Raw genomic sequence first — 25,748 nt, forward strand, 5'->3', positions numbered from 1 at the left:
CCAATGGCAATTGCTTTTTTATTTTTTTTGGCTAGCTTAATAGTGACCCCATTTGTTTTTGAACGTGTTGCCTTGATGAAAGGGTATCATCAAGAAATATACTTCTTGAAGCACAAGGGATATCAAGTTCGTTTGCCAACCTAGTTATAACAGAGTTTGGGCTTGTACCACTATCGACGATATATAACCCATACTCGGCACAAACTTCTAGAATCACTCTGATAATCCGTTCATCTTCCACAATTTTAGATCCCATGTGATTATTAATTCCTTTTGCATGAGGGACGTTTTCGATTGCCTCTATTACTCTTTTCCTAATTTCCTCATTTGATAAGTCACTTGTAATCGCTTTTGGTCCTAACCAAGATGCTTTTCCTTTTTTAGGTTCCATTGGCATATGAATCATGACTTCTAAACCAGCTTCATGAGCTTTCTCAGCTTGAGCCGTCGAGTGCTCCATAAAAGGCATAACCGCTACTGTTATTGGGATGGTTCCAGTTAGAAAAGAATCTACACCTTTCACTTCTCCACCAAAATCATCAATGATTATGGCCACTTGTTCTGTTTCATTTGCTATAACGGAAGAACTAATTAATAATGCAACAAAAAAAACGAGTAAGGGACATAGTATTTTTTGAAAACTCATATTCCACCTCTTTAATTTCAACTTGTTCCTTTTAGTTTGTCAAAGCGGTCCAAGTTCTATGTTAGAATTCCCCTTTTAAACAAAAAAAACATGTGCAACGAGTTTTTCTCGTTATACATGTTTTATTTGCGAATATTAAAGGCTGCGTTAAGCTGTCCACGTAACATGCGATCACGCACTTCTTGCTTTTGCATTTGCTTCTGTTCCATCTTTCGGATTTCGAAAGTTTGCATCCCATCTTCCATTTTGTTAGCGATATCTAGTAGTCGTTCAACATCAAGGAATGAGTATTTTCGAGTTCCACCTTTAGATCGTTCAGGATAAATTAATTTTCTTTCTTCATAATAGCGTATTTTTCTCTCTGATAAACCAGTTAATTCACTGACAATTCCAATAGTTATCACTTTTTTATCTTTGTATGATGACACCCATTCCACCCCTTGTTGTTAAGTTAGAATGTTCAGATCTTTTCTTAATGATAGCATAGCTTCCGGTGGAAAACGACTGGAAATGTCAGATAATCTTACATGGTTTATTGAATGCTTTACATGACTTAATGTAAAAGAAAAGTCCGGATTGTGATATAAATAATTGTGATTGTGATGAAACAGCACTTATAATATAATTGATAAAACATATCAAAAAACTCGGATTATAGATTTGACTTAAGCATACAAGAATTATGTTGTAAAATGTTAATAAACGATACAAGATTGAAGGAGCAGAAAAAATGAAAAAGGGGTATGTATATTTAGTAGGAGCGGGACCAGGAGATATTCGGTTACTCACCGTGAAGGGCGAACAGTGTTTAGAGTCTGCTGATGTGGTTTTATACGACCGCCTCGTAAACCCGTTACTTTTAGAAAAAACAAAACCTGGGGCCGAGTTAGTATATTGCGGCAAACTTCCAGACAGGCATTTACTAAGACAAGAAGCGATTAATGATTTACTCGTTAAATATGCGCTAGAGGGAAAGCAGGTAGTCCGTTTAAAAGGGGGAGACCCGAGTGTGTACGGACGTGTTGGCGAAGAAGCAGCTGAGTTAGATAAATTCAACATAGATTATGAAATTGTCCCTGGTATCACTGCAAGCATTGGGGCATCAACCTATGCAGGTGTTCCCGTTACTCACCGCGATCACGGTGCATCTTTTGCCATTGTCTCAGGCCATGATAAGTCTCCTGAAGGACAACCTTTAATTGATTGGGAAGGACTTGCTAAAGGAATTGATACGATTGCGTTTTACATGGGGGTAAAAAACTTACCTTACATTTGTGAACAACTTTTAAAAAATGGTCGAAAAAAAGAAACCCCTGTTTTACTCGTACAATGGGGCACTCTAGGGAAGCAAAAAACATTAAAAGGTACATTAGAAACAATTGCCCAATTAGTAAAAGAGCAGAAATTTTCAAACCCTGCTATTACGATCGTTGGGGAAGTAGCGAAACTTAGACAAACTCAAAGTTGGTTTGAGCGTCAGCCTTTATTTGGAAAACATGTTCTGTTTGCTAGAACTTCAGAAGGAAAAAGTGAGATTGCTGAAGAATTAACTCGACTCGGGGCAGATGTGTTTGAATATCCGAGGTTTCAGACGAAAAACCTAGACAAAAGCCAATTAGATCTAACGAAATATGATCAAATTATCTTTCATTCTCCTAAAAGTGTTGAGTGGTTTTTCAATCAGTTAAAACAGGATCGTATAGATATAAGAACAATTAAATCTAACTTCTTCGGTGCTTCGAAGAAATCAATACAAACGATTGAATCTTTTGCTTGCAACGGGTTATCGTTAAAGCAACTGAGGGAAGGCAGCAAGCTTGTTATAGGTCCGCTTAAATGGGGAGAGCTAGTCGATAAAAGAAATTCTCTCTACGGACAACATGACTTTGTAGCTTCTCATAAAGAAGAACTTGTTGTTCAATCTAATTTCACATGCCAACGAATTCTAGATGAAGATCGCGTCGATACAATTGTGTTTCCGAGTGCAGAATCAGTGAAGGCTGTGACAGAGCAGATAAAAGCTTGTAACGAAACTCCAGAAACATTGTCCCAAAGAGCAACGATTATTTGCTTTGGTCCAGCAACACAAGAGGTTGCTTTAAGTTACGGGTATGAAATTCATGCTATTTTAGAAGAACCAAGTCAACAAAGTTTAATAGAGGAACTACTAAAATTATAATGAGATGATAAGTAGGTGAGGTTAGATGCAAGCAATCTTATATATTGGTCATGGATCAAGAGTGAAAGCTGGTAATGAGGAGTTAATGGCTTTTGTTGAAAAAGCTAAGGCAAAACATCCTAACATCAACATTCAGGAATGCTGTTTCTTAGAACTGGCTGAACCAACTATTCAAGATGGTGTCGAAGCTTGTATTAATAAAGGTGCGACGAAAATTGCTGTTGTTCCTGTTTTATTATTAACGGCGGCACATGCAAAAGTAGATATTCCAGAGGCAATAGATGAAATGAAAAAAAGGTATCCAAGCATATCATTCAAATATGGTCGACCAATCGGAATTGAATCTACAGTTATAGATATTATTAAGAATCGTTTAACAAAAGCTGGTTTTGAAATGCCAGAGGGCAGACCAGAATATGAAGACCGAAAGGACGTTTCCATTCTTTTAGTCGGAAGAGGAAGCAGTGATCCTGACAACACGAGCGATCTAATGAAAATTGCTCGTTTAGTATGGGAATTTACTCCGGTAAACGATGTAGATGTTTGTTTTATTGCAGCAACAAGACCAAATGTAAATGAAGGTTTTGCAAGAATGGACAGATTACCTAATAAGATAGTTTACGTCGTGCCTTATCTTCTTTTCACAGGGGTATTGATGAAAGGCCTTCAAAAACAAATAAATGAATGGTCTGAACAAACGGATAAACAATTTATACTATGTGATTATTTAGGGTTTGATGATCAATTAATATCAGTGTTATCTAGACGAGTTCAAGAGATATTAGATGAAGAAGTTATCGTCAACTGTGATACCTGTCTTTATCGTACGGGGTTTAAAGGAATAGAAGCATGACTTCATTGCCTATTATGCTAAATGTGAAGGATAAAACCGTAGCAGTTATAGGAGCTGGCTCTGTTGCAATACGACATATTCCAAAACTGATTCATGCAGGGATGAAGGAAATCAATGTTTATGCACCTTATCTTCAGGAAGATTTAATTAAACATATAGAAAATGGGTCTATTTCATGGATTAATAAAACAGTGACAGAAGAAGATCAATTTACTGAAGACCTTATTTTATTAGCAACAAACAACTCTTCTCTTCATCTAGCAATCTTAAAAAACAAGCTATCAAGGCAACTTATTTATATGGCAGATTCTGTGGAAAAAAGTGATATTCACTTTCCGATGACAGTAGAAAAAGGATTAATGGTCCTTGCTCTGTCTACTAGCGGAGCGAGTCCGACCTATAGCAAACGATTGATGAAAGAGCTAGATCAATTTCTAGGAGACTCTATTGAAGATGATTTAGATTTTTTAGAAAAAGCAAGAAAACAAATTAAAACAAGCGGTATTAACCAATCAAGTAGACGACAAATCCTAGTACAAATAGCTTCTAGAGAATTTCTAGACCTACCAGACCGAGAAAAACAAGTTCAACAATTAATAACTATGCATCAGGAAAAATCGACCTAGAAGGTCGTTTTTTCGTAAATTCACTTTATACATTATATGAACATATCTCTAGCAAAGAGGAGAGTAAAAATAGTGCCAATAAAAGAGTTTAATCCAACCATTCTAAACCAAACACAAGACCGACTTAATCAATTAACTAAGCCACTTGGAAGTCTAGGACGCTTAGAACAATTAGCGATTCAGTTAGCGGGTATAACGGGACAAGCCTTTCCGGTGGTCGAGAAGCCTGCTATCATCGTTGCAGCTGCTGATCATGGAATTACAGTAGAGGGAGTTTCAGCATTTCCACAAGAAGTAACAGCGCTAATGGTAGAAAATTTTGCACGAGGAGGTGCTGCAATAAATGTGTTTGCCAAACAAATAGGAGCAGAAGTAGCAGTTATAGATGTTGGTGTTAACGCAGATATTAGTTCACAACCAATTGTTCATGAAAAAATTAGATACGGAACCAGAAATTTTCTAGTTGAGGACGCAATGACCGAAGAAGAGGCATCAGCAGCAATTATAGTCGGGAAGAAAACGGCTAGTGATTACATCGAAAGAGGCCATGGTCTTTTAATTACTGGGGAAATGGGAATCGGAAATACAAGTGCTTCTAGCGCTGTAATAGCAGCGTTAACAGGTGAGCCTGTCGAAAAAGTGGTAGGGATTGGTACTGGTTTAACAGAGCCAGAAAGACTAAAAAAAGTAAATGTAATTAAGCAAGCAATAGCAAATCGAGAAATAAAGAAAAACACCTCTCCACTTTCTGTTTTAGCCAAAGTAGGAGGGTTGGAAATTGCTACATTAGTTGGTGTTATTTTAGAAGGAGCAGAAAAGCAGAAACCTGTTCTAATTGATGGCTTTATTTCAACTGCGGCTGCTTTAGTAGCTTTGAAACTTGAGCCAGCGATTCAACCTTATTTAATGATAGCTCATCAATCGGCTGAAGCGGGTCATGAATGGTTAGTGAATTATTTACAGGTAAATCCTATTTTAAAACTTGATTTGCGTTTAGGTGAAGGGACGGGTGCTGCTTTAGCGTATCCAATTGTTGAAGCAGCTTCTAGAATTTTAAGAGAAATGGCAACATTTAAAGATCTAGGGCTATAAATCAAAAAAAGGCAGATGAAGGTTTCCCTCACTGCCTTTTAACTATTATTTCGTATAAGAAAGTTTTGCAATTGCATCGTGCTGATGGATCGACTCTTCATTCCTACACTCCACTGTGAACGATTGAACTGCATCGTTCTCGTATAAATCTGCGGAAACAAGTCGAACAAGATCTTCTACAAAACGTGGGTTTTCATAAGCACGTTCAGTAACAGCTTTCTCATCTGGACGTTTTAGAACTGGATAAAGAATAGAACTTGCGTTGCTTTCTGCAGCTTCTAATAAAACCACTTTCCAGTCAGCCGCTTGTCCCTCATCAACAGTTACGGTCATCGTAACGAAGCTACGTTGATTATGAGCACTATATTCGCTAATTTCTTTTGAGCAAGGACAAAGAGTTGTGACTGCACCTGTTAAAGAAATAACAGTTGTATAGCCTTTGGTCTCATCAAAAGATACATCATAAGTGACTTCAGCATGTGCCATTCCCTCTTTTTGTAAGGCTGGACTTGTTTTAGTAAAGAACCATGGAAATGTTACACGTACATTAGCAGCTTTTTGGTTCATCTCACGAGCTAAAATGGCAGTAAATTCTCGAAGTGTTTCGTCTGTTAATAAATGGGTTTGGAAAAACAGATGTAATTGTTCGGTTAAACGACTCATATTAATACCTTTAAAATCTTGTTCGAGGCTCGTTGTTAAAGCAAATGTTGCTGTTGTTGTTTGAGTAGTTGGTGCAATTAGAGATTCAATCATAACTGGGTACTTTACATCAGAAATCCCAACTTGTTGAATTGGAAAGTAAAAGTCAGCCGGTTTATTTTGCAGATCAGGCATTTTTTCTTTGTCAGTTGGTTTTGAACCTATGATTGGGTCGACAGTCCCAAAATGACGGTGACGCTCAGCCTTAGGTGGTAATGAACGTTTCATTATATTAATCACTCCTGAAAGTTAATCTATATGTTATATGCATAACCGTTATAAAAAAGATATACACAACCTAAATGGTTGCGAGTTATGCTTTCTCCATATTACACTACAAAGGGAAATGTAGACAAGGAAGTTGTCTGTTGGACACCCATTTTTAAAAAATAAGTCTTATTATTGAAACGAAAGTAGGTATATGATGAAAAAAGGTGCCATTATTTGGATTATTATTGCTATTGGATTAGTTGTGATTGGCTTGATTGTACCTGTTTCTACTAAGCCAGCGGATGAAACTAGGGTTATTATTGATCATACGAAAAACGTGTATAGTTCGCCAGCTTGTTTTGATCAAGCCGGTTTAACGAACAATTTAGAGGAAACAACTTTTGGCTATGCGATTCAAATAGGGTATGAGAGTGAATCTAGTTGTACGGAGACAGAGTATTTCGGTAAAAGAAAACCTTTTTTACTAGCGATATTCGAATAAGGGGGACTTTCCGTGGAAAAGTGGCTAATTGCGTTTGTACTCATTTTATTACCTGGCTGCGAAGCTTTAACATCTGAAGCAGTTAGCGAGACAGAAGAAATTAGAGAAATTCCACTTTCAGAAAATGAAAAACTACTTTTTTCAATGTTAGCTGATGAATGGTTTTATATTGACTATCATAATTCTAGCGAAACATTCAACCTTGTTGAAGTAGGAGTAGAGCATTACCATTATGGGAGACTAGTTGAATCAAATAAAATGTTAACGAAGCATCATCAAATAAAAGAGGTTAATGATAAACGATTTCGTTTATTGTTAACGATGGAAGCTGAAAAGATAATGGAAGAGGAGTCACTTTTGTTGCATGGAGGTTTCAACGTGATGTACGAAAGTCTGCCAAAAGAAACGAGTAACTTTGAGTTTCTCCGATCACAACCAAAGCGAGATGTTCACTCATCGGGTTACCTTGTTGATGAAATAAAGGGAATTCACTCTGGTGAGAAAGTGTATGTCGCATATATATCTGAGTACGGTGATATGGAAACAAGGGGGAATTTTGATCAGAAAAGAGCGATTCTTCCAAATGATGAGTATGAGCATGTATATATGTATTATCTGATTATAGATAAAGAGACCTTGTAAGGGTTATTTCAAAAGGTTTAACTTAAATCTTTTGGAATAACCCTATTCTGAATCAGGCGATTGAAAAAAGGTGAAACCCGTACCTTTTTCAGTGGTCATTTTGAATTGAGGAGTGATTCTCACTATTTCTAACTGATATTATGGAAGATAGTGGTGAGTTTCTCTCAGGAAGAATTAGGGGATATTGTCAGCGAATAACGCTATACAATCGCTTTGCACAAGTGATTTGGTTATGCTATATTGAGAATGTTCTAAAAACTTATATTCGTTTTATGTGAAGAGAGAATGAAAGATGAGGGAGCTGGAGAAGACAGATGAAGGTAGCGAAATTTGGTGGGACATCAGTCGCGAGTGCGGAGCAAATTAAAAAGGTAGCTGCCATTGTAGCAGAAGATAAAGAACGAAAAATAATAGTGGTCTCTGCACCAGGAAAACGCAACAGTGAGGATACGAAAGTCACCGATCTACTTATTAATTTAGGAGAAACCGTTTTACAAGGGAAAGAAGCCGAAGAAGAACTTCAGAAAGTCGTAAAGCGTTACGAAGATATTGCAGACGGTCTAGGACTAGGGAAGGATATCATTGCAACAATTGAAGCGGATTTACGGAAAAGACTTGAATTCGACTTAAACCGTCCTGATACTTTTATGGATTTAATGAAGGCGAGTGGTGAAGATAATAACGCTAAATTAATAGCAGCTTATTTTCAACAAATAGGCTTGAATGCAACTTATCTAAATCCTCAAGATGCCGGTTTATACGTTAGTGATCAACCCGGGAACGCTCAAGTATTACCGGAAGCTTACGAGCATTTAGTTAAATTGCGCCAAACAGATCAAATTATCGTATTTCCAGGATTTTTCGGTTATTCAAAAGAAGGAACTCTGGTCACGTTTTCACGAGGTGGATCTGATATAACGGGCTCTATTTTAGCGGCAGGTATTAAAGCCGATTTATATGAGAACTTTACGGATGTTGATTCTGTCTTCGCGGCAAACCCAAAGATTATTGATAATCCTGTTAAAATAAAAAAAATGACTTATAGAGAAATGCGTGAATTATCTTACGCTGGTTTTTCTGTGTTTCATGACGAGGCACTGTTTCCGGCATTTAGAAATGATATTCCCGTTTGCGTAAAAAACACAAATAATCCATCCTCTTCTGGGACGATGATTATTGCAGAGAGAGAGTACTTTTTAAATCCCGTTATTGGAATAGCGGCAGATGAAGGCTTTGCAACGATTTATGTTCGTAAATACTTAATGAACCGTGAAGTGGGCTTCGGGCGTAAACTTCTACAAATTCTAGAAGATGAAGGCTTATCATATGAGCATATGCCATCTGGAATTGACGATACATCAGTTATTTTGCGCCAAGATCAATTAACGTCAGCAATAGAAGAAAGAATCGTTACAAGAATTAGCAATGAGTTAGCCGTTGATGATGTATATGTGGAGCGAGATTTTGCCATGGTCATGATTGTCGGAGAAGGAATGCACAATACAATTGGAATTTCGTCTCGAGCAACGGCAGCTTTAACACGAGCTAATGTAAATATTGAAATGATTAACCAAGGTTCTTCTGAGGTAAGTTTAATTTTAGGCATTCATGCTTCGGATGCGGATCGAACAGTAAGAGAGCTGTATCAGGAATTCTTTGGCGGAGCAGATGATACGGTCCAATAAAAAGTAATGTTAACTAAAGTTTTGTTTTTCGAGGTTATTTCAAAGGGCAGTAGTTGTCTTTTGGGGTAACTTTTTTTGTGTGAAAAAATAAATTTGAAATTAATTGAAATTGAAAATTTTATTAGTCTCAAAACAGCTTGACTAAAGGAAAAAAGTAGAAAATAATAGTATTATAATCCAATAAATGAGGTGGGAACGATGATTATTAGTGAATCTAGCACGAATCTACAATCTAAGAAACAAATTAATCCTTATCGTTCTAATATCTACGGTGACTTTCAAATCAGATTACGTGAGCAGAAGGTGATTGAACAGTTACGGAAACTAGAAGAAAACAAGGAAAAGCCTAAAGTAAATCAACGTGATTCATTTTCAAGTGATGAAGAAGCACAACCTATGAAGCAGGATGTAACTGTGCGACAGATGAAGGAATTTCTTTCTTCCTACTACATTGAAGAAAACAGTGGTGACCATAATTTTGTCAAGATCGTAAATCGCATAGAAGATTTGACCAAAAAGTTAATTTCTCATCAAATTAATGGGGATAAACAGCAATGGGAATCAAAACTACATCAATTTAAATTAGAAATAACTCTTGAAGCTTACAAACGATATCATGATAGCTTAGAAGCAAAGAGAATAGACAGGTTTCAAGAATATCGAGAGAAAATGTCAAAGTCTATAGATTAAAAGAAGAGTCCGCCTGCTTTAAAATCAGGCGGACTCTTCTTTTTTTATAATTTATCGGTTAGCTTTTGTAACATGGTTTTCATTTCAGCTAATTCAGTTCTTAATTGCTTCATTTCCAAAGCCGATTTTTCCTCTTCTTCTTCTGCATTTGCCTTTTCTACATTACTGACAATGACCCCGATAAAGAGATTAAAAACGATAAATGTTCCTACTAGAATAAAGAGTACAAAATAGATCCAAGACCAAGGAACTTCTGCAAATATCGGTCTCATAACTCCGCTTGCCCATGACTCTAATGTTACAACTTGAAATAAAGTTAACAAGGAAAGTTGTAAATTGCCGAAGTACTCCGGGGCAACACCTGCGAATAACATCGTTCCCATAACAGCAAAAATATAAAAAATAATGCTCATCAGAATCATAATATTACCTAATGCTGGTATGGTCATTAGCAAGGCATCAACTAAACGACGTAATGATGGGATAACTGAGATTGCTCGAAGTACCCTTAGGACACGAAGAATACGTAATACTGTTATAAAGTGAGCTCCAACAAATAAATGCCCAGATGCAACAATTAGAAAGTCAAACCAATTCCAACTACTTTTAAAAAAATCCTTTGTTGGGCGGGTAGCAATAAACCGCATAGTTATCTCGATTGTGAAAATCCACAATAAGATGTAATCAGCGAGGAAAAACCATTCCTTATATGTAGTATAAATGTTTGGATAGGTTTCAACCCCAACGAGTATCGCATTTATAAGAATGAGTGTAATAATCGTAGTTGTAAAACCACGATGAAACACGATTTGTTGGATAAAACGAACAAATTTATTAGTAGATAACTCTTTATTAGCAAATTCCATAATGATCTCCTTCAAAAACAATCTATTATCTATATTACTAGATCTTCTAGCAGGAAAAAAGGATAAAATAAAATAAGAACACTTGTTCTTGTTTAATGTATGTTAATCGTATATGATGTAAAAAAGAAGACGATATTCTCGTTTAATGACGATAGCTAAAAAGAAATAAGGGGGAGTTTTTTTGGAACGGTTAATAAAACAAAGTTTAAATGACGGATTGAAATTAGAAATGATTTATCAAGCAAATAATGGAGTTTTTTCGCAAAGAATTATTACCGTAAAGTCTTTTAATGATCACCATATCATTGCGTATTGTTTTTACCGAAAACAAACCCGAATGTTTCGACGTGATCGGATTTTTTCACTCTTTTTCTGCAATCGTCAGCATTCATCAGTTAAGGCAACATGACTCGTATGAAAAAGATTACACTAAAGTTTTACGAAACGGCCAAACCAAAAAGAAGCTAGGACAAAAGACGGTTTATTCAGAAGAAATGCGAATGTAATGATTGTTCATGGCACAAATCTCTCCGAATACATACTTCGATAAAGTTTGTGCATAGTTCGCATACTCAGTTAAACACTTCAGTTGTGTCCTAGCATCATTTAAGTTGATTATTTTTTTGTGTCTATAAATACTTCTCCAAGTTCTTTGGAGCGAGAAATAGCTCGTGTCACAGCTTCTGTCATTGCTTCTTGGACGTTTTTTTCTCGTAATACATTAATTCCTGCTTCTGTGGTTCCGTTTGGACTCATTACTTCTTCATACAGTACTTTGGGTGATTTAGTCGTTGTTTCTAATCGTTTCCCCACTCCAACAATGGTCTGTGTAATGAGGGCAGATGATTCTTCCTTTGTAAGACCTGCTTGTAGAGCTGCGCTTTCCATAGCTTCAACGAGAAAATAGAAGTAAGCTGGGCCGCTCCCGGCTAATCCAGTTACAGCATCTAGTTTTTCTTCACTTACAACGGTGACTGTACCAACAGAAGAGAAAAGTTTTTCTGCTTCTGTAAGATCTTGTTCGCTTGCGAATGTGCCTTTACAGATGGCTGTTGCTGAAGCGCCAACCTTGGCAGATGTGTTAGGCATTGTTCGAATAACTCCAGCCTTATGACCTAGTAAATCTTCAATGTAGGTTGTTGGAATGCCGGCCAACACTGAAATAAATAACTGTGATTCAGAAGTGCTTTGCCAAATATCATCTATCGCTTCTTTGATGTGTTTTGGTTTCATTGCTAGTATGACGATGTCTCCTGAGGCTACAGCGGCTAGGCGGTCACTCATTGTTTGAATTCCGTACTCATGTTCTAAATATTGTAACTTCTCTTGATCTCTTAAGTTAGTTGCAATGATCTGTTTTGGATTAACAACTTTTAATCGGACTAGTCCACCAATGATGCTTCAGCCATCGAGCCCGCTCCTAAAAAGGTGATTGTTTTGTTTTCGAGCATATTTGCCACCTAACCTTTCACTTGCCCTGTACCATGCACGATATACTTTGTTGAAGTTAAAGCTTCAAGTCCCATTGGACCTCTGGCATGTAGCTTTTGGGTGCTTATTCCTATTTCTGCACCAAAGCCGAACTCAAATCCGTCTGTAAAGCGTGTTGATGCATTGTGATAAACAGCAGCAGCGTCAACTTTATTTAGGAAACTTTCAACATTTAAAGCATCTTCACTAATGATTGATTCTGAATGCTTTGTGCCGTAAGTGTATATATGTTCAATCGCTTCATCGACAGAATTAACCACTTTTAAAGCTACTTTTAAATCGAGGAATTCATCTTTCCAATCTGTTTCTGATGCAAGTTCAATACGACTGTCTAATGCTCTTGTTTTTTCATCACCAACAAAAGAAACTCCTTTTTCAATGAGTGCAACTAGAAGGTCTTCAAAATGAGTAGAAGCCCACTTCTCATGAATTAAAATGGTTTCAACGGCATTACACACAGACGGTCGCTGTGTTTTTGCATTTACTGCAATAGAAATGGCCATCTCTGTCTGAGCTGTTTCATCTATATAAAGATGACAATTTCCTACACCTGTTTCCAGAACTGGAACTGATGCATTGTTTACAACAGATTGTATAAGGGATGCTCCTCCTCTTGGAATTAAAACATCTAAATATTCATTTAAAGTAAACATTTCAGTAGCTGTTTGACGACTCGTATCTTCAATTAACTGTATTGCTTCTACAGGAATGGTTGTTTTATCAAGAGCTCGTTGTACGACTTGTACAAGGGCTATGTTAGAGTGTATAGCAGAAGAACTCCCTCTAAGAATCACGGCATTTCCTGCTTTTAAACATAAGCTAGATGCATCAATCGTTACATTAGGTCTTGCCTCATAAATCATTCCAATTACACCAAGTGGTACGCGGACTTTGTTGATGTTTAATCCGTTAGGTCGGGTAATGGATGTAAGTATTTCTCCTACTGGATCGGGTAAAGAAGCAACTTGTTTCAAACCTTCTGCCATATCTCTTAGTCGCTCAGCGTTCAATGTGAGACGATCAATAATCCCTTCATTAGTTCCGTTGTTTCGAGCTTCGATGATATCTTTTTTATTTTCTGTAAGCAGAAATTCTTCCTCGATTAAAAGTTGCTCTGCTATTAATTGTAAAGCAGCATTTTTTTCCTCTGTTGATATTGTTGCAAGGATACGTGCACATTCATTTGCTTTTCGGGCTTTTACAAGTAATTCGCTCATCGTTTCATCGTCTCCTTTATATATGGAACCCATTCATTGCGATGGATTACTACTGGTTGTTTATGATTATCTGTTTTTTGCTTTTGATAGTCGTGTAGTTTAAACAGGTCCATTGAGGCTTTTCCTTTGCCAAGTACATGACCATTCTTATTGCAAACTTCAATTACATCACCGGTTTGAAAGGTACCTTTAACTGAAGAAACGCCGACAGGTAATAAACTCTTACCCTTGTAAAGAAGTGCATGTTCAGCTCCTTCGTCAATTGTAATTTGAGCTGAAATAGAAGAATGAAGAGCAATCCATTGTTTCGTAGTAGGCATAACAGATTCATGTTGAAACGGTCCAATATATGTACCGTCTCCTTTACCTTTTAAAATATCAATAAACGTTTCTGGCTGATCACCTTTTCCGATAAAAACATTGACCCCTAGTGTAAGGGCCGTTTGAGCTGCACTGACTTTTGATTTCATCCCTCCTGTTCCAACTTTCGAATTAGAATCTCCTGCTAAGGCAAGAAGTTCCTCTGTTAGATAAGGTAGATAGTGAATTTTCTTGGCGTTAGGATTTTTCTGAGGATTATCATCGTATAGTCCATTAACATCTGTCATAATACACAATGTATTTGCATGAATTAAACCACTAACTAGTGCTGAAAGCATATCATTATCCCCAAATGTTAATTCTTCAATCGAAGTTGAATCATTCTCATTGATAATTGGGATTGCACCTCTTTTTAGTAATTCGGTCAATGTAGAATAAGCATTGCCATAGCGAACCTCGTCGGAGAAGTCCTGTCTAGTTAACAGAAGTTGAGCTGGAATTAGTTTGAAAACAGCAAATTGTTCAATGTAAGCTTGCATTAGCATAGCCTGACCAACAGCAGCAGCAGCTTGTTTACCAGCAATGGTTATCGGACGGCTAGGGTAACCAATGGCCTTAAAGCCAGCCGCAACTGCCCCTGAAGAAATGACGATTATTTCATGTCCTGCTTGTTTAAGATGCGCAATCGCTTCAACGAATCGAGTGACTTTCTCTATACTCAAAGCTCCTTGATTGGTCGTCAATGAACTGCTGCCTATTTTTATTACAAGTCGCTGTCGACTCATGTTTTTCGCTCCTTTATTTAATGTTCTATTTATTTTTTACGGAATATTAGTGAAGAAAATAAAAAAACTCTTCCATCCTTCATATAAGGACGGAAGAGTTATATCCGCGGTACCACCTTAGTTAGCAATCATTGCTCCCTTTAACCCGTAACGTGGGGGACGGTTAACTATTCGTTAACTAGCTCCAGGGTAGGTTCAACAATTTAGGGGTGGTGACCTTTACAGCCTGTGAGGTCACTCTCTGTGCACATAAAATTTGTTTACTAATCCCTTTCAAAGCCATTTACGTATTGTTTTTACTATTATATGAGTGAGAAGGTAGAGAGTCAACTATGAATTATCAGAAAACTAGTTGTTCAGTCATATTTCTTGTATGATTACTTTAGAATTAAAAAGGAGAGAGACTTTTAATGAAGAAAACGATTTGGATTACGGGAGCTTCAAGTGGCTTAGGGTGGGACTTAGCGCTAGAATCTGCTAGAAGAGGCTATCGAGTTATTTTGTTAGCGAGAAATACTAAGAAACTAAATGATTTAAAAGAAGAGATAGAACAATCAGGTGGAGAAGCATCTGTTTACTTTTTAGATATGAGTGATCTGAAAGAGATTGATTTAACGGTAAAGCGTATCATCTCTGAGCAAGGTTCAGTTGATGCTCTCATTAATAATGCTGGGTTCGGAGTTTTCGAGAAAGTAATAAACACTAAGACTTCTATAGTAGAAGAAATGTTTACTGTAAATGTAGTCGGTTTAATCGCCTTAACTAAGGCTGTCCTTCCTAACATGCAAGAAAATAACAATGGACATATTATCAATATTGCATCTCAAGCTGGGAAATTATCAACTCCAAAATCTAGTGTCTATGCAGCAACAAAGCATGCCGTTCTCGGTTTTACAAATGGCTTGAGACTAGAATTGCATGATGAGAATATACATGTAAGTTCAGTTAATCCAGGTCCTATTCTGACTCCTTTCTTTGAAAGAGCTGATCGAGGAGGTGGATATGTGAAAAGTGTAGGAAAATGGATGTTGGATTCAAAAAAGGTAGCAATAGCCACAATTCAACTCATCGATAAACCGAAAAGAGAGCTAAATATGCCAGGTTGGATGAATCTAGGATCGACGCTGTATCAGCTAATGCCAAGTGTTATAGAACGTATCGCAAGGAAAAAGTTAAGTCAAAAGTAAAAGGAGAGTTAGATGCAAAATCGTTATCATTGCTGTGCGACATGCCGTCATTTTTCTGCAACAAAAGAGAGTGGGGGAATGAAGTATTCCTGTATACGGCTTGGTTTTGAAACTAAGACTACTTATACGTTTGATTGTTGGGATCCCAAAGATAACGTTAAAAAATTAATACAGAAAGAGGGTTATTCCTCGTCCTCATCTTGACCAAGGGATAAAGGTACAGAATAAATATCTTAAATCTTTCTCTTTTTCTCAATTTTATAGCTGTTAGGCCAAATATCATAAACCGTTTGACCAAGGAGAAAAGTTTGCTTACAATAAAACTAACAATCTTATATATCTAAAACCCTGTTAAATAGGGAGTGGACTTTTCTAGGATAGTTTCTATTTTCACCACACGTCATTGATAACGTGTGGTTTTTGCTGTGAGAAAGGAAGTATGTGAATGAAAACAAAAACTTGGCATTATGCTGCACTTGTATTTTTAGGTGGTTGTTGTTTCGGTATTCTTTCAACATTTGTTAAACTTGCATATAGTGCGGGCTTTGCCACTGCTGAGGTGACAGGTGGGCAGTTTCTGCTTGGAACATTTGTCATTGGAGTTTTAGCTTTATTTTCAAAAAAAGGTAAATTGTCTATGCTGGTATGTTTTAAATTAGTAATCGCCGGTATACCAATGGGATTAACGGGGATTTTTTATTATCTTTCTTTGCAAACACTTGAAGCCTCTTTAGCGATTATCTTTTTATTTCAATTTATTTGGATTGGGGCAGTTCTTGAGTGGCTGCTTGAAAAGAAAAAGCCTACAAAGATTAAACTTGCATCTATAGGGATTTTACTTAGTGGGTCTATTCTAGCGTCGGGAGTTTTCTTTATGGAATCGAGTTTTTTTTCTTTAAAGGGGGTATTGTGGGCTAGCTTAGCCGCAGGCATGTTTGCCTTATTTATTTATGTAAGTGGAACTGTGGGGAGAAGTGTGCCGTCCATTCAAAAGAGTTTCCTTCTGTCATTAGGGGGACTTATAATTGTCCTCATTTGGATGCAACCCAATTTTCAACTACCCATGTCTTCTTTAATTGAGTTATCTTATTATGCTTTAATTCTTGGAGTATTTGGTGTTGCCCTGCCTCCATTATTATTTTCGATTGGAATGCCACAAATAGGTGCTGGGTTAGGTACGATTTTATCTGCATCAGAATTACCAGTGGCAGTTATTCTCTCAGCTTTGGTTTTAAGAGAGTCAGTCAGTTGGGTCCAGTGGCTAGGTGTTACAATTATATTAGCCGGAATCGCTGTTGGAAACACTAAAAGTCGTGATATAGCAATGAATTTGGAAAAATCAACTTAGAAAATAAGAAGGCAGGAGCTACTCTAGTTCTCCTGCCCATTTTTTAAACTCTGTTATCAATATGTCTAGAACAGAAATACGAGCTGATTTCTTATTATTACTATCTATTACATACCATTTGGAGCTCTCATAATTTGTTTTATTAAACATTTCCCTAATGGCTTCCTCATATTGCTCCCACTTTTCTCTGTTTCTCCAGTCTTCTTCAGTCAATTTCCAGCTTTTAAATCGGTCCTTCTCTCGTTCTTTAAACCGAAGGAGCTGTTCTTCTTTTGTAATCTGTAACCAAAATTTTACGATTATATGTCCAGATTCTGTAAGCATTTTCTCGGTTGAGACAATTTCATCGTAGGCTCTTTGCCACTCTTTGTTAGTTGCAAATCCCTCAACTCTTTCTACTAAAACCCTTCCATACCAGGAGCGATCAAAGATACTAATCTGGCCTTTTTGCGGGAGGTTTTTCCAAAATCGTCTTAAATAGTGATATTTTAGTTCGTGCTCATCTGGTGCTGAAATTCCATAAACGTTGTAGCCTCGTGGGTCTAATTTTTCGGTAATACGTTTAATGGCTCCACCTTTACCTGCCGCATCCCAACCTTCAAAGATTAGAATAACTGGAATTTCTAATTCATATAATCGTCTTTGTAAAAGAATTAATTCTAACTGCTTCTTTTTTAATTGTTGTTTATATTGTTTCTTTGAAGAAAAAATGTAGGATTCTTGGCTTGCTGGTTCCGTAAGAATCACCTCTGATCTTTAAATTTATGTGTTTCGATTATTCGTTTATTTATAAGTATGAATTTACCAGAAAAATAATCAGAAAGAAAATAACCATCACATCTGCCTACAAGTTGAATAGAATAGTTTATGGATAGAGAGCCTAGCACGGGGCGAGAAAGAGAGTTAACAGAAAAGGAGTTGAGGTGAGCAGCTAAATCACAAAACTCCAACAGAAAACTTCCCAAAAGGGGCTGATGAATACATGTGTGGTATTACAGGGTGGATTGATTGGCGTCAAGACTTACGAAAAGAAGAGAAACAAGTGAAACAAATGGCTGAAACTTTAAATCGTCGTGGTCCTGATGATATGAACGTTTGGACAACAACTCATGCTGCTTTCGGTCATGCGCGTTTAGTCGTCGTTGATCCGGAGAATGGTGTTCAACCAATGAGTCGTACTTATAAAAATAAAACGTATACGATCGTATATAACGGTGAGTTATATAACACCGAGGAGATTCGGAAAGAACTTCTTGCGAGTGGTCATGATTTCAAAGGTCATTCAGATACAGAAGTTTTACTAAAATCCTATATACAATGGGGTTATCAATGTCTAGAAAAATTAAATGGAATCTTTGCTTTCTCCATTTGGAACGACAAAGATGAGAGTTTGTTTATGGCTCGTGACCGATTAGGTGTAAAACCTTTGTTTTATACGGTGCGCAACGGGTGTTTATTATTCGCTTCTGAACTCAAAGCGTTGCTAGCTCATCGTGATATTGAACCTATTGTTCGAACAGAGGGGTTAGCAGAAATTATGGGGCTTGCTCCATCGCGTACACCTGGGCATGGCGTTTACGATGATATTCATGAATTAAGACCAGCCCATATGCTAATTTATGACCGGAACGGAGCAAAAATTAGCCGTTATTGGACATTAAAGAGCAAAAAACATGAACATAATGTTGAAGAAACAGCTGAGCACGTTCGATTTTTACTTGGAGATGCTGTTGAACGTCAGTTATTTGCAGATGTACCAGTTGGCATGTTTCTTTCAGGTGGGGTTGACTCTAGTGCATTAACTGCATTTGCAGCTCAAGTGGCATCAAAACAAGGTAATGGCCCAATTAAAAGTTATTCGATTGATTATGACGAAAACGATAAGTACTTTAAGGCAAATGATTTTCAACCGAACGCGGATGCTCCTTGGATTAAGGTCGTTTCAGATGCACTCGGCACAGAGCATCACAATAAAGTAATATCAATTGATGAATTAGCTAACCGTTTAAAAGAAGCAGTTGATGTTCGTGATTTACCTGGTATGGCTGATATTGATTCATCTTTACTTTGGTTCTGTCATGAAATTAAAAAAGATGTAACGGTTGGATTATCTGGAGAATGTGCGGATGAGATATTTGGAGGCTATCCTTGGTTTCATAAACCGGAAATTATGAATATTGATGGCTTTCCTTGGATGCGTTCGATTGGTGAACGTGAAAATCTACTTAATGACAAATGGAAAAAGAAGTTGCAATTAAAACAATATGTTTATGATCGCTACAAAGAAACAATTGCTGAAACACCAAGTTATGATGGAGATACTCCCGAGGAAGCAAGAAGAAGAGAAATTTCTTATTTGAACATAATTTGGTTTATGACCAATTTATTGGATCGTAAAGACAGAATGAGTATGGGAGCTAGTTTGGAGGTAAGGGTTCCTTTCTCTGACCACCGTCTTGTTGAGTATGTCTGGAACATTCCGTGGGAAATGAAACAGTTAGAAGGACGTGAAAAAGGAATACTACGAAAAGCTCTTGAAGGTTTGTTACCGCATGATATTCTTTATCGTAAGAAAAGTCCGTATCCTAAGACTCATCACCCTGCTTATACAGGGGCAGTACAAAAGGGAATGCAGGATATTCTTGCAAAAAAAGATGCGCCAATTTTCGAGTTTATTAATAAAGATTCATTAAAAGAAATTGCAGATTCAGGAGGATTTCCTACTGGGCAACCTTACTTTGGTCAACTAATGGCAGGACCACAACTTCTAGCTCACTTTATACAAATGGATTATTGGTTAACGAAATATAATGTAAAAATAAAAGAATAGGGAACGACTAGAGCCGACTTTATTAAAGAGTCGGTTCTTTATTTTGGGATAAAAAAAGAAATAAAGTGGGTAAGATAAAAACAACTAATTAATAGGGGGAATATTTAAGATGGCAACAAAGCCTGCGTTATCTGCCTCGGAGCTCGGTACACTTTGGATGACCTATCAACAAAAAACAATGGTAGCACGGATGCTTGATTACTTTATTGAGAAATCAGACGATGATAAAGCAAAAGAAATAATGGGTAATTTACAAAATGACATACAGCTGTTTATAGACAAACTAATAACATTATTTGAAGAGGAAAAAGCAGTCATCCCAGTGGGATATACAAAGTCAGATGTTCATGTTAACGCACCAAAATTATATGATCAAGATTTTGATATTCACTTTGTCAGAGTTATGAAAGCTATTAGCATGGGAATGCATTCTCTCCATCTTTGTATGGGGTATCGACCTGATATTATGCAGTTGTATCTAGACCTTACAGCAATGACACAAAAATATTATATTCAAGCCACAACATTCTTGCTTGAGCGTGGAACTTTAATTAAACCACCTCATATTACGATGCCAAATGAAGTAGAATTTGCAACAAATCAAGATTATTTAAGAGGAATTAAAATAATGGGGGATAAGCGTCCTTTAAATAGTGTTGAGGTCGCTCATTTATATCACGCAATTGAAAATAACATTGTTGGAGCTAATCTTATTATGGGCTTTGCACAAGTGAGTCAAAATAATGATATCGAGAAGTATTTTAATCGTGGGAAAGATTTAGCGAAAAATTTAGTTAAAAGTTTCACGAAGATTTTAGCAGAGGATGAAATTCCGGTACCAGCTGCTGAAGGCGGAACAATAACAGATTCAACTACGCCTCCTTTTTCCGATAAAATCATGATGTATTGCACAAGTCTGCTGTGTAGCTTTTCACTCGGTAGTAATGCGTTTGGAACTTCCTTTAGTTTACGCAATGACATCCCCCCATCTGTTTTTCTAGCATTAAAGGATGTTTTTGATTACGCAACAGATGGAGCTAAGTTAATGGTTAAGCACGGCTGGTTGGAAGAGCCTCCACAAATGATAGACCGTAAAAAAATGATTTCTAAATAATATAGTCATTCTGACTTGAAATATGTGTTTAAACTTTTGGTGAAGTGGAGATGAAGTCACTCCACTCCAATGGCCTTCTCAGATAAACGAGGGACTCAAAAGAGGAAATTATCCCTTTTTTGGTCCCTTTTAAGCATGTTTTAGCTTCATTTAAGCTAATATAGCTCAAAAAAAGCTTTAACTCTATATAGAACATTATGCCGTACCGCCAACCTCGCACCTCCCCTCACACCTCTTCTTTTTTAATATTTAATAAACCAATTTAATTCCTTCTTTTACTTGTTGTAAAAGCTTAGAATCCTCTTTATGTGTTTTGTCTTGATTAGAATGTTTGATGCAAAAAATAAGGATACTTGCAACAAAAAAGCAAAAACTAGTTAAAGCAAATGAACCAGTAAATCCCAAGGCATAATCATAGCAATCACAAAGTTTTCTTCTTTGAAAATAGACGGATCATTCCAATGCCTGTCAATTGTTTTTTAATAAACATTTTTGAGAAAAGTATCGAATTTTGTAGAATATCAACTATAATGGTTGTATAAGTCTGACCAGTTAATAAAGGAGACTCATATGGAACGGTACCAACAAAAATTTATTGAAAGAATCATTGAAACGACAGGGAAATGGAAAAATGAAAAAGTGATTTCACATAATGCGGTTGTAAGATTTTTTCATACCGTCTTAGGAACTGGAGCAACAATAGGACTACATGAATACGCTGATGCAGCGAGAGTGCAATTAGAAAAAGTAAAAAAAATGGATAAAGAAGAAGGTTGGACTTTCGAGGAATTAGCACCTATGTTAGTTGACTTTCCATCTCAGAAAGTAGATCAAAAAAGTGAAGAGATAGCAAACATCACGCAACCTACCTTACACGAAGAGTTAAAACCATTAGTTCTTTTAATTGATGATGATCATGATTTTGTCGATTATACAAAGAGAATGTTAGAAAAAGAAGGTTATTTGGTGCTTGTCGCATTAACGGCTCAAAAAGCTCTTGAACTTTATATGAACCAACGCCCAGATTGCGTTTTATTAGATTATGTTATTCCTGGTGTCGATGCTTTTCATCTACTTGAACAGGTGCTGGCAAAAGCTAAAAATGAGTTCATCCCTGTAATGATGATTAGTGCTGAAAGAGATTATAATGTTGAATTAGATGCTTATCGCAAAGGAGTAACGGACTACTTTCACAAGCCGATAAATGAGGAAATTTTTCTTGTTCGACTGAAAAATAGGTTAACTTTAAGAAAGACAATTCAAAATTCAGTTATGATTGATGAATTAACTAAAGCTTTTTCTAGACGGTTTTTAGAAATAGAAGCAAAGAGATTAATCGAATCCTATCACCGTTACGGTGAGGATTTTTCCTTAGCTATTCTGGATTTAGACCATTTCAAACAAGTGAATGATACATATGGTCATCCAATAGGAGATAAAGTATTAGTAGAATTTGTTGATTATCTAAATCGCTCTAAACGAAAGCTTGATATGGTATTTCGTTTAGGGGGAGAGGAATTTTTAATGCTGTTTCCTCATACGACAAAAGAACAAGCACAGAAGACATTAAACCGCTTTTTGGACGGTTTTCATAAAATTCTCTTCACAGAAGGAGAAGCTAAGTTTCAAATTACGTTCTCTGCTGGTTTAACAGATATGCGTGATAACTTGCAGAATATCCAACCTTTAATAGAAGAAGCCGATCAAGCATTATACGAAGCAAAAGGTAATGGACGTAACCAAGTCGCAGTGTACCATAATAATTCGATTAAAAAGATTCATAATCAAGTGCATATCTATATCGTCGATGACGATCCTATTATTCGCCAAGTATTATTGGACAATATCAATACGTTAAATATTAATGGCGTCGCAATCCATACGGAAAGTTTCCGAGAAGGCGAATCGTTTCTCACTTCTGATTGGTATAAGCCACGAGAACGTCACATTATCATTCTCGATCGCATTATGCCGCGGATTGATGGACTCGAATTGGTATCTAGAATTAGAGAGAAATACCCGCAAGGAAAAGTTGTTATTATGATGTTAACTGGTAGAAACAACGAAAAAGAAATCATTCGTGCACTTGATCTCGGAGCAGATGATTATGTAACAAAACCATTTAAATTAGATGAATTATTAGCTCGAGTAAAGAGATTAATTTATAGGTCGTTTATTTAATATAGAGGGGGGAATTTATGACATATCTAGTTGTGCTGGTTGTTCTTTTAATCTTTCTAAATGTCTCGCTCCTCATATATTTACTAGTAAGTAAACATTTAACTCAAATTAGAGAAAAACAAAAACGAGAAATTGAAGCTGAAATTCTTCAAGCAGTTGAAGAAATCATTAAAGGTAAGATGGCGAAAATACCCAAATTATTTAAGAGAAATAGGTTGTTTTATGAAGTGCTTGAGGAAACGTTAAGTCATTTTATACTATTATTTAATAGTGAAGAAACGATCACTATATTAAGAAAAATTGCGGAAGATGAATTAACAACTCGGTATCAAAGTCAGTTGAAGAAGGGTAAATGGAGTAAACGGATGAATGTCTTATACTATATTGAAGATTTTGAAATGAGTTCTCTTCAAGATAGCCTTTGGAAATACTATAAAAATAGAAAACATTCGGAAGCAGAGAAACATCAAGTAATTAGAACATTATCCACCTTAAGAGACGAGAGGATATTAAAAGAGATAAAGAGATCACCAGATTGGCCATATTTCTTGCTTAAAGAGTGTTTTAGGAGGTTTGGTCTCGCTTTTTTACATGAACTTATTTATCATTCCCTATCCGAACTAACTGAGGAAGTCCAAGTTGCCTTATTAGATGTAGTCATTGAAGCAAAAGATCATACTGCTGGTCCTTTATTCGATGCTCTTCTGTTTTCTTCATCCTTAGAAATACGTATTAGAGCTCTTAAAGCTATATATCTATTTGGGTCTAGTCAAAAAGGAAATGAATTACTGTCATTCCAGCATTCGGAACATTGGGTGGAACGAATGTTTTTCGCTCGAATTGCCGGTAAATTAAAAAAACAACGTTATAGTCAGGCTCTCATACAATTATTATCTGATGCTAACTGGTGGGTTAGGCAAGCTGCTGCGGAATCATTATCAAAGTATGAAGACGGGTTGCTTTTACTAGAATATGTGTACGCGACAAGCAAGGATCAATTTGCACGAGATACGTCATCTCAATGGCTAGGAGAGGCGGTTGGGCAGAATGATAAATAATTTGTTTGATTATCTTGGACTAGCTATTTTCATTTATATGATAGGAGCATCGGTGTTTTATTTAGTTTTATTCATGTTTTCTTTTCTCGTACTACGTAAAGAAAGAGGGCTGAATAAAAAAGTACCGTACGAAGACCTTCTTGTTAGTGAAGATACAAAACCGATTTCAATTTTAGTTCCAGCTTATAATGAAGAAACCGGTATTGTAAGTAGTGTTCGTTCATTATTAAGTATGAACTATAAAGAGTATGAAATTATTGTTATTAATGATGGTTCAAAAGATGAGACATTAGAGAGAATGATTGAAGCATACCATATGGTTGAAACAACGATGACGATTCGTAAACAGGTTCCATCTAATGAAATTAAAACGGTTTATCGTTCGAAACTATTCGATAACTTAGTTCTAGTTGATAAGATTAACGGAGGTAAATCAGACGCTTTAAATGCAGGAATAAACACTTCTCGTTATCCCTATATATGCACACTAGATGGAGATTCTCTTCTTGAGCAAGATGCTCTGTTAAAAGTAATGAAACCGATCATTGATTCAAATGAGCAGGTTATTGCAACAGGAGGGAGCGTAAGAATTGCTAATGGTTGTTTAGTTGAAAGGGGAGAAGTGATGAATGTAGGTCTCCCTCGTAACCCTATTGTCATTATGCAGATCATTGAGTACTTAAGAGCTTTTTTAATCGGGCGTATTGGTTTAAGTCGTCATAATTTACTGCTTATTATTTCTGGTGCATTCGGAGTTTTTAATAAATCTTGGGTTATTAAAGCAGGTGGCTATGAAAGAGGAACTGTTGGAGAAGATATGGAACTAGTCGTTAGGTTGCATAAGTTGATTGCCGAAGAAAAATCGGATAAACAGATGCAGTATATCCCAGATCCTGTTTGTTGGACGGAAGCGCCAGAGTCTATTTCGATTTTAAGTAGACAAAGGACAAGGTGGCAACGAGGTTTATTTGAAACATTACGAAAACACAAAGATATGATGATGAATCCAAAGTTTAAAAAAGTTGGTCTTATATCAATGCCATATTTTTTATTAATTGAATTGTTAGGAGCTTTTGTTGAAGGATTAGCTTATGTTTTTATTGTTTCTGGCCTTTTCTTTTCGCTCATTTCGATTGAACTTACTATTTTATTATTTTTAGTGACTTGGTTTTATGGATGTTATATTTCAATGTGTGGTGTTTTATTAGAGGAATGGAGCCTAAGAAGATATCCTAAAAAGAGGCATTTACTCATCCTCTTTTTCTATGCAAGCACAGAGATGTTTTGGTATCGTCCCTTGACAGTGTGGTGGAGATTAGAAGGAGTATGGCAAGCATTTCGTAAAAAAACGGAATGGGGAGTTATGACTAGAAAAGGAGTTTCTAAATAAAAGGATGTCTTGTAGAAAACGTTTTTCATCTCTTAGCGAAGCGGTTGTAGCGGATTGTAACGAAGAACTTACTTCTGTCTTAACCATTTTGTTTACAAAGTATGGGCAAACCCATTAAATACAAATAGGGAAG

The 25,748-nt window shown here is 36.5% G+C and carries 24 protein-coding genes and 1 other annotated feature; of the genes, 16 read left to right on the plus strand and 8 right to left on the minus strand.

Annotated features, from left to right (window positions below; all coding sequences use genetic code 11):
• Positions 1-31: 31 nt before the first annotated feature.
• Together JCM9157_RS02435 and JCM9157_RS02440 are read right to left on the minus strand one after the other, a co-directional pair.
• Positions 32-646: a divergent polysaccharide deacetylase family protein gene (locus JCM9157_RS02435; RefSeq protein ID WP_369384679.1), complete on the minus strand. Its 615-nt coding sequence runs from the start codon at positions 644-646 to the stop codon at positions 32-34.
• A gap of 122 nt (positions 647-768) precedes the next feature.
• Positions 769-1,074 (minus strand): MerR family transcriptional regulator, encoded by a 306-nt coding sequence (locus JCM9157_RS02440; protein WP_035661684.1) that lies wholly within the window; start codon positions 1,072-1,074, stop codon positions 769-771.
• A 302-nt stretch (positions 1,075-1,376) separates the two neighbouring features.
• Here JCM9157_RS02440 and cobA point away from each other — a divergent pair, with 302 nt between their 5' ends.
• From cobA to cobT, 4 genes are all read left to right on the plus strand, one after another.
• Positions 1,377-2,825 carry a uroporphyrinogen-III C-methyltransferase gene (gene cobA / locus JCM9157_RS02445; RefSeq protein WP_035661686.1) on the plus strand — a complete coding sequence of 483 codons (1,449 nt, stop codon included), beginning with the start codon at positions 1,377-1,379 and terminating at the stop codon, positions 2,823-2,825.
• A gap of 25 nt (positions 2,826-2,850) precedes the next feature.
• Positions 2,851-3,678 carry a sirohydrochlorin chelatase gene (locus tag JCM9157_RS02450; RefSeq protein ID WP_035661689.1) on the plus strand — a complete coding sequence of 276 codons (828 nt, stop codon included), beginning with the start codon at positions 2,851-2,853 and terminating at the stop codon, positions 3,676-3,678.
• Positions 3,675-4,304, plus strand: a complete 630-nt coding sequence (locus tag JCM9157_RS02455; protein ID WP_035661691.1) for a precorrin-2 dehydrogenase/sirohydrochlorin ferrochelatase family protein — start codon at positions 3,675-3,677, stop codon at positions 4,302-4,304. The genes JCM9157_RS02450 and JCM9157_RS02455 overlap by 4 nt, the downstream gene beginning before the upstream one ends.
• Before the next feature lie 72 nt (positions 4,305-4,376).
• Complete coding sequence (gene cobT, locus JCM9157_RS02460; RefSeq protein ID WP_052012898.1) at positions 4,377-5,396, plus strand: nicotinate-nucleotide--dimethylbenzimidazole phosphoribosyltransferase; 1,020 nt, start codon at positions 4,377-4,379, stop codon at positions 5,394-5,396.
• 45 nt (positions 5,397-5,441) lie between these two features.
• Here cobT and folE2 read toward each other — a convergent pair whose 3' ends face one another.
• Positions 5,442-6,326 (minus strand): GTP cyclohydrolase FolE2, encoded by an 885-nt coding sequence (gene folE2 / locus JCM9157_RS02465; protein WP_035661693.1) that lies wholly within the window; start codon positions 6,324-6,326, stop codon positions 5,442-5,444.
• A gap of 196 nt (positions 6,327-6,522) precedes the next feature.
• On the opposite strand from folE2, the gene JCM9157_RS02470 reads away from it, so the two are divergent.
• The 4 genes from JCM9157_RS02470 to JCM9157_RS02485 all read left to right on the plus strand — a co-directional run bounded on the left by JCM9157_RS02470 (position 6,523) and on the right by JCM9157_RS02485 (position 9,827).
• Positions 6,523-6,810, plus strand: a complete 288-nt coding sequence (locus tag JCM9157_RS02470) for a hypothetical protein (RefSeq protein WP_035661695.1) — start codon at positions 6,523-6,525, stop codon at positions 6,808-6,810.
• A gap of 12 nt (positions 6,811-6,822) precedes the next feature.
• Positions 6,823-7,452 (plus strand): YgaN family protein, encoded by a 630-nt coding sequence (locus JCM9157_RS02475; RefSeq protein WP_035661698.1) that lies wholly within the window; start codon positions 6,823-6,825, stop codon positions 7,450-7,452.
• A gap of 314 nt (positions 7,453-7,766) precedes the next feature.
• Positions 7,767-9,137: an aspartate kinase gene (locus JCM9157_RS02480; RefSeq protein WP_035661700.1), complete on the plus strand. Its 1,371-nt coding sequence runs from the start codon at positions 7,767-7,769 to the stop codon at positions 9,135-9,137.
• 198 nt (positions 9,138-9,335) lie between these two features.
• Positions 9,336-9,827: a hypothetical protein gene (locus JCM9157_RS02485; RefSeq protein ID WP_035661703.1), complete on the plus strand. Its 492-nt coding sequence runs from the start codon at positions 9,336-9,338 to the stop codon at positions 9,825-9,827.
• A gap of 44 nt (positions 9,828-9,871) precedes the next feature.
• Here the strand turns inward: JCM9157_RS02485 and JCM9157_RS02490 are convergent, their stop codons facing one another.
• The gene (locus tag JCM9157_RS02490; RefSeq protein WP_052012899.1) at positions 9,872-10,693 is read right to left on the minus strand and encodes an ion transporter; all 822 of its coding nucleotides are present in this window, start codon (positions 10,691-10,693) and stop codon (positions 9,872-9,874) included.
• 181 nt (positions 10,694-10,874) lie between these two features.
• Here JCM9157_RS02490 and JCM9157_RS02495 point away from each other — a divergent pair, with 181 nt between their 5' ends.
• The gene (locus tag JCM9157_RS02495; protein WP_035661705.1) at positions 10,875-11,102 is read left to right on the plus strand and encodes a hypothetical protein; all 228 of its coding nucleotides are present in this window, start codon (positions 10,875-10,877) and stop codon (positions 11,100-11,102) included.
• A 206-nt stretch (positions 11,103-11,308) separates the two neighbouring features.
• Here the strand turns inward: JCM9157_RS02495 and proC are convergent, their stop codons facing one another.
• The 3 genes from proC to proB form a co-directional block, all read right to left on the minus strand.
• The gene (proC, locus tag JCM9157_RS02500) at positions 11,309-12,091 is read right to left on the minus strand and encodes a pyrroline-5-carboxylate reductase (protein ID WP_369384681.1); all 783 of its coding nucleotides are present in this window, start codon (positions 12,089-12,091) and stop codon (positions 11,309-11,311) included.
• 62 nt (positions 12,092-12,153) lie between these two features.
• Positions 12,154-13,401, minus strand: coding sequence for a glutamate-5-semialdehyde dehydrogenase (locus JCM9157_RS02505; RefSeq protein WP_035661707.1), 1,248 nt, complete (start codon positions 13,399-13,401; stop codon positions 12,154-12,156).
• The gene (proB, locus tag JCM9157_RS02510) at positions 13,398-14,507 is read right to left on the minus strand and encodes a glutamate 5-kinase (protein ID WP_035661710.1); all 1,110 of its coding nucleotides are present in this window, start codon (positions 14,505-14,507) and stop codon (positions 13,398-13,400) included. Before proB ends, JCM9157_RS02505 begins: the two co-directional genes overlap by 4 nt.
• Before the next feature lie 82 nt (positions 14,508-14,589).
• Positions 14,590-14,793, minus strand: a binding site (T-box leader).
• A 124-nt stretch (positions 14,794-14,917) separates the two neighbouring features.
• On the opposite strand from proB, the gene JCM9157_RS02515 reads away from it, so the two are divergent.
• On the plus strand, positions 14,918-15,694 hold the full coding sequence (locus JCM9157_RS02515) for an SDR family NAD(P)-dependent oxidoreductase (RefSeq protein ID WP_035661712.1): 777 nt from the start codon (positions 14,918-14,920) through the stop codon (positions 15,692-15,694).
• A gap of 445 nt (positions 15,695-16,139) precedes the next feature.
• Positions 16,140-17,042, plus strand: coding sequence for an EamA family transporter (locus JCM9157_RS02520; protein ID WP_035661715.1), 903 nt, complete (start codon positions 16,140-16,142; stop codon positions 17,040-17,042).
• A gap of 18 nt (positions 17,043-17,060) precedes the next feature.
• Here the strand turns inward: JCM9157_RS02520 and JCM9157_RS02525 are convergent, their stop codons facing one another.
• Positions 17,061-17,789, minus strand: a complete 729-nt coding sequence (locus JCM9157_RS02525) for a polyphosphate kinase 2 family protein (protein ID WP_052012900.1) — start codon at positions 17,787-17,789, stop codon at positions 17,061-17,063.
• Positions 17,790-18,024: 235 nt separating this feature from the next.
• Here JCM9157_RS02525 and asnB point away from each other — a divergent pair, with 235 nt between their 5' ends.
• The 5 genes from asnB to JCM9157_RS02550 all read left to right on the plus strand — a co-directional run bounded on the left by asnB (position 18,025) and on the right by JCM9157_RS02550 (position 25,615).
• Complete coding sequence (asnB, locus tag JCM9157_RS02530) at positions 18,025-19,872, plus strand: asparagine synthase (glutamine-hydrolyzing) (protein ID WP_035661718.1); 1,848 nt, start codon at positions 18,025-18,027, stop codon at positions 19,870-19,872.
• Positions 19,873-19,981: 109 nt separating this feature from the next.
• On the plus strand, positions 19,982-20,986 hold the full coding sequence (locus tag JCM9157_RS02535; RefSeq protein ID WP_035661721.1) for a DUF3231 family protein: 1,005 nt from the start codon (positions 19,982-19,984) through the stop codon (positions 20,984-20,986).
• A gap of 570 nt (positions 20,987-21,556) precedes the next feature.
• Entirely contained in the window at positions 21,557-23,167 is a 1,611-nt protein-coding gene (locus tag JCM9157_RS02540; protein WP_035661724.1) for a GGDEF domain-containing response regulator, read from the plus strand.
• A gap of 17 nt (positions 23,168-23,184) precedes the next feature.
• Positions 23,185-24,225 carry a HEAT repeat domain-containing protein gene (locus JCM9157_RS02545; RefSeq protein WP_035661727.1) on the plus strand — a complete coding sequence of 347 codons (1,041 nt, stop codon included), beginning with the start codon at positions 23,185-23,187 and terminating at the stop codon, positions 24,223-24,225.
• Entirely contained in the window at positions 24,215-25,615 is a 1,401-nt protein-coding gene (locus JCM9157_RS02550; protein WP_035661730.1) for a glycosyltransferase family 2 protein, read from the plus strand. Before JCM9157_RS02545 ends, JCM9157_RS02550 begins: the two co-directional genes overlap by 11 nt.
• Positions 25,616-25,748: the final 133 nt, after the last annotated feature.

Source organism: Halalkalibacter akibai JCM 9157, assembly GCF_000513135.1.
In the GTDB taxonomy this organism is placed as follows: Bacteria; Bacillota; Bacilli; order Bacillales; family Bacillaceae_D; genus Halalkalibacter; species Halalkalibacter akibai.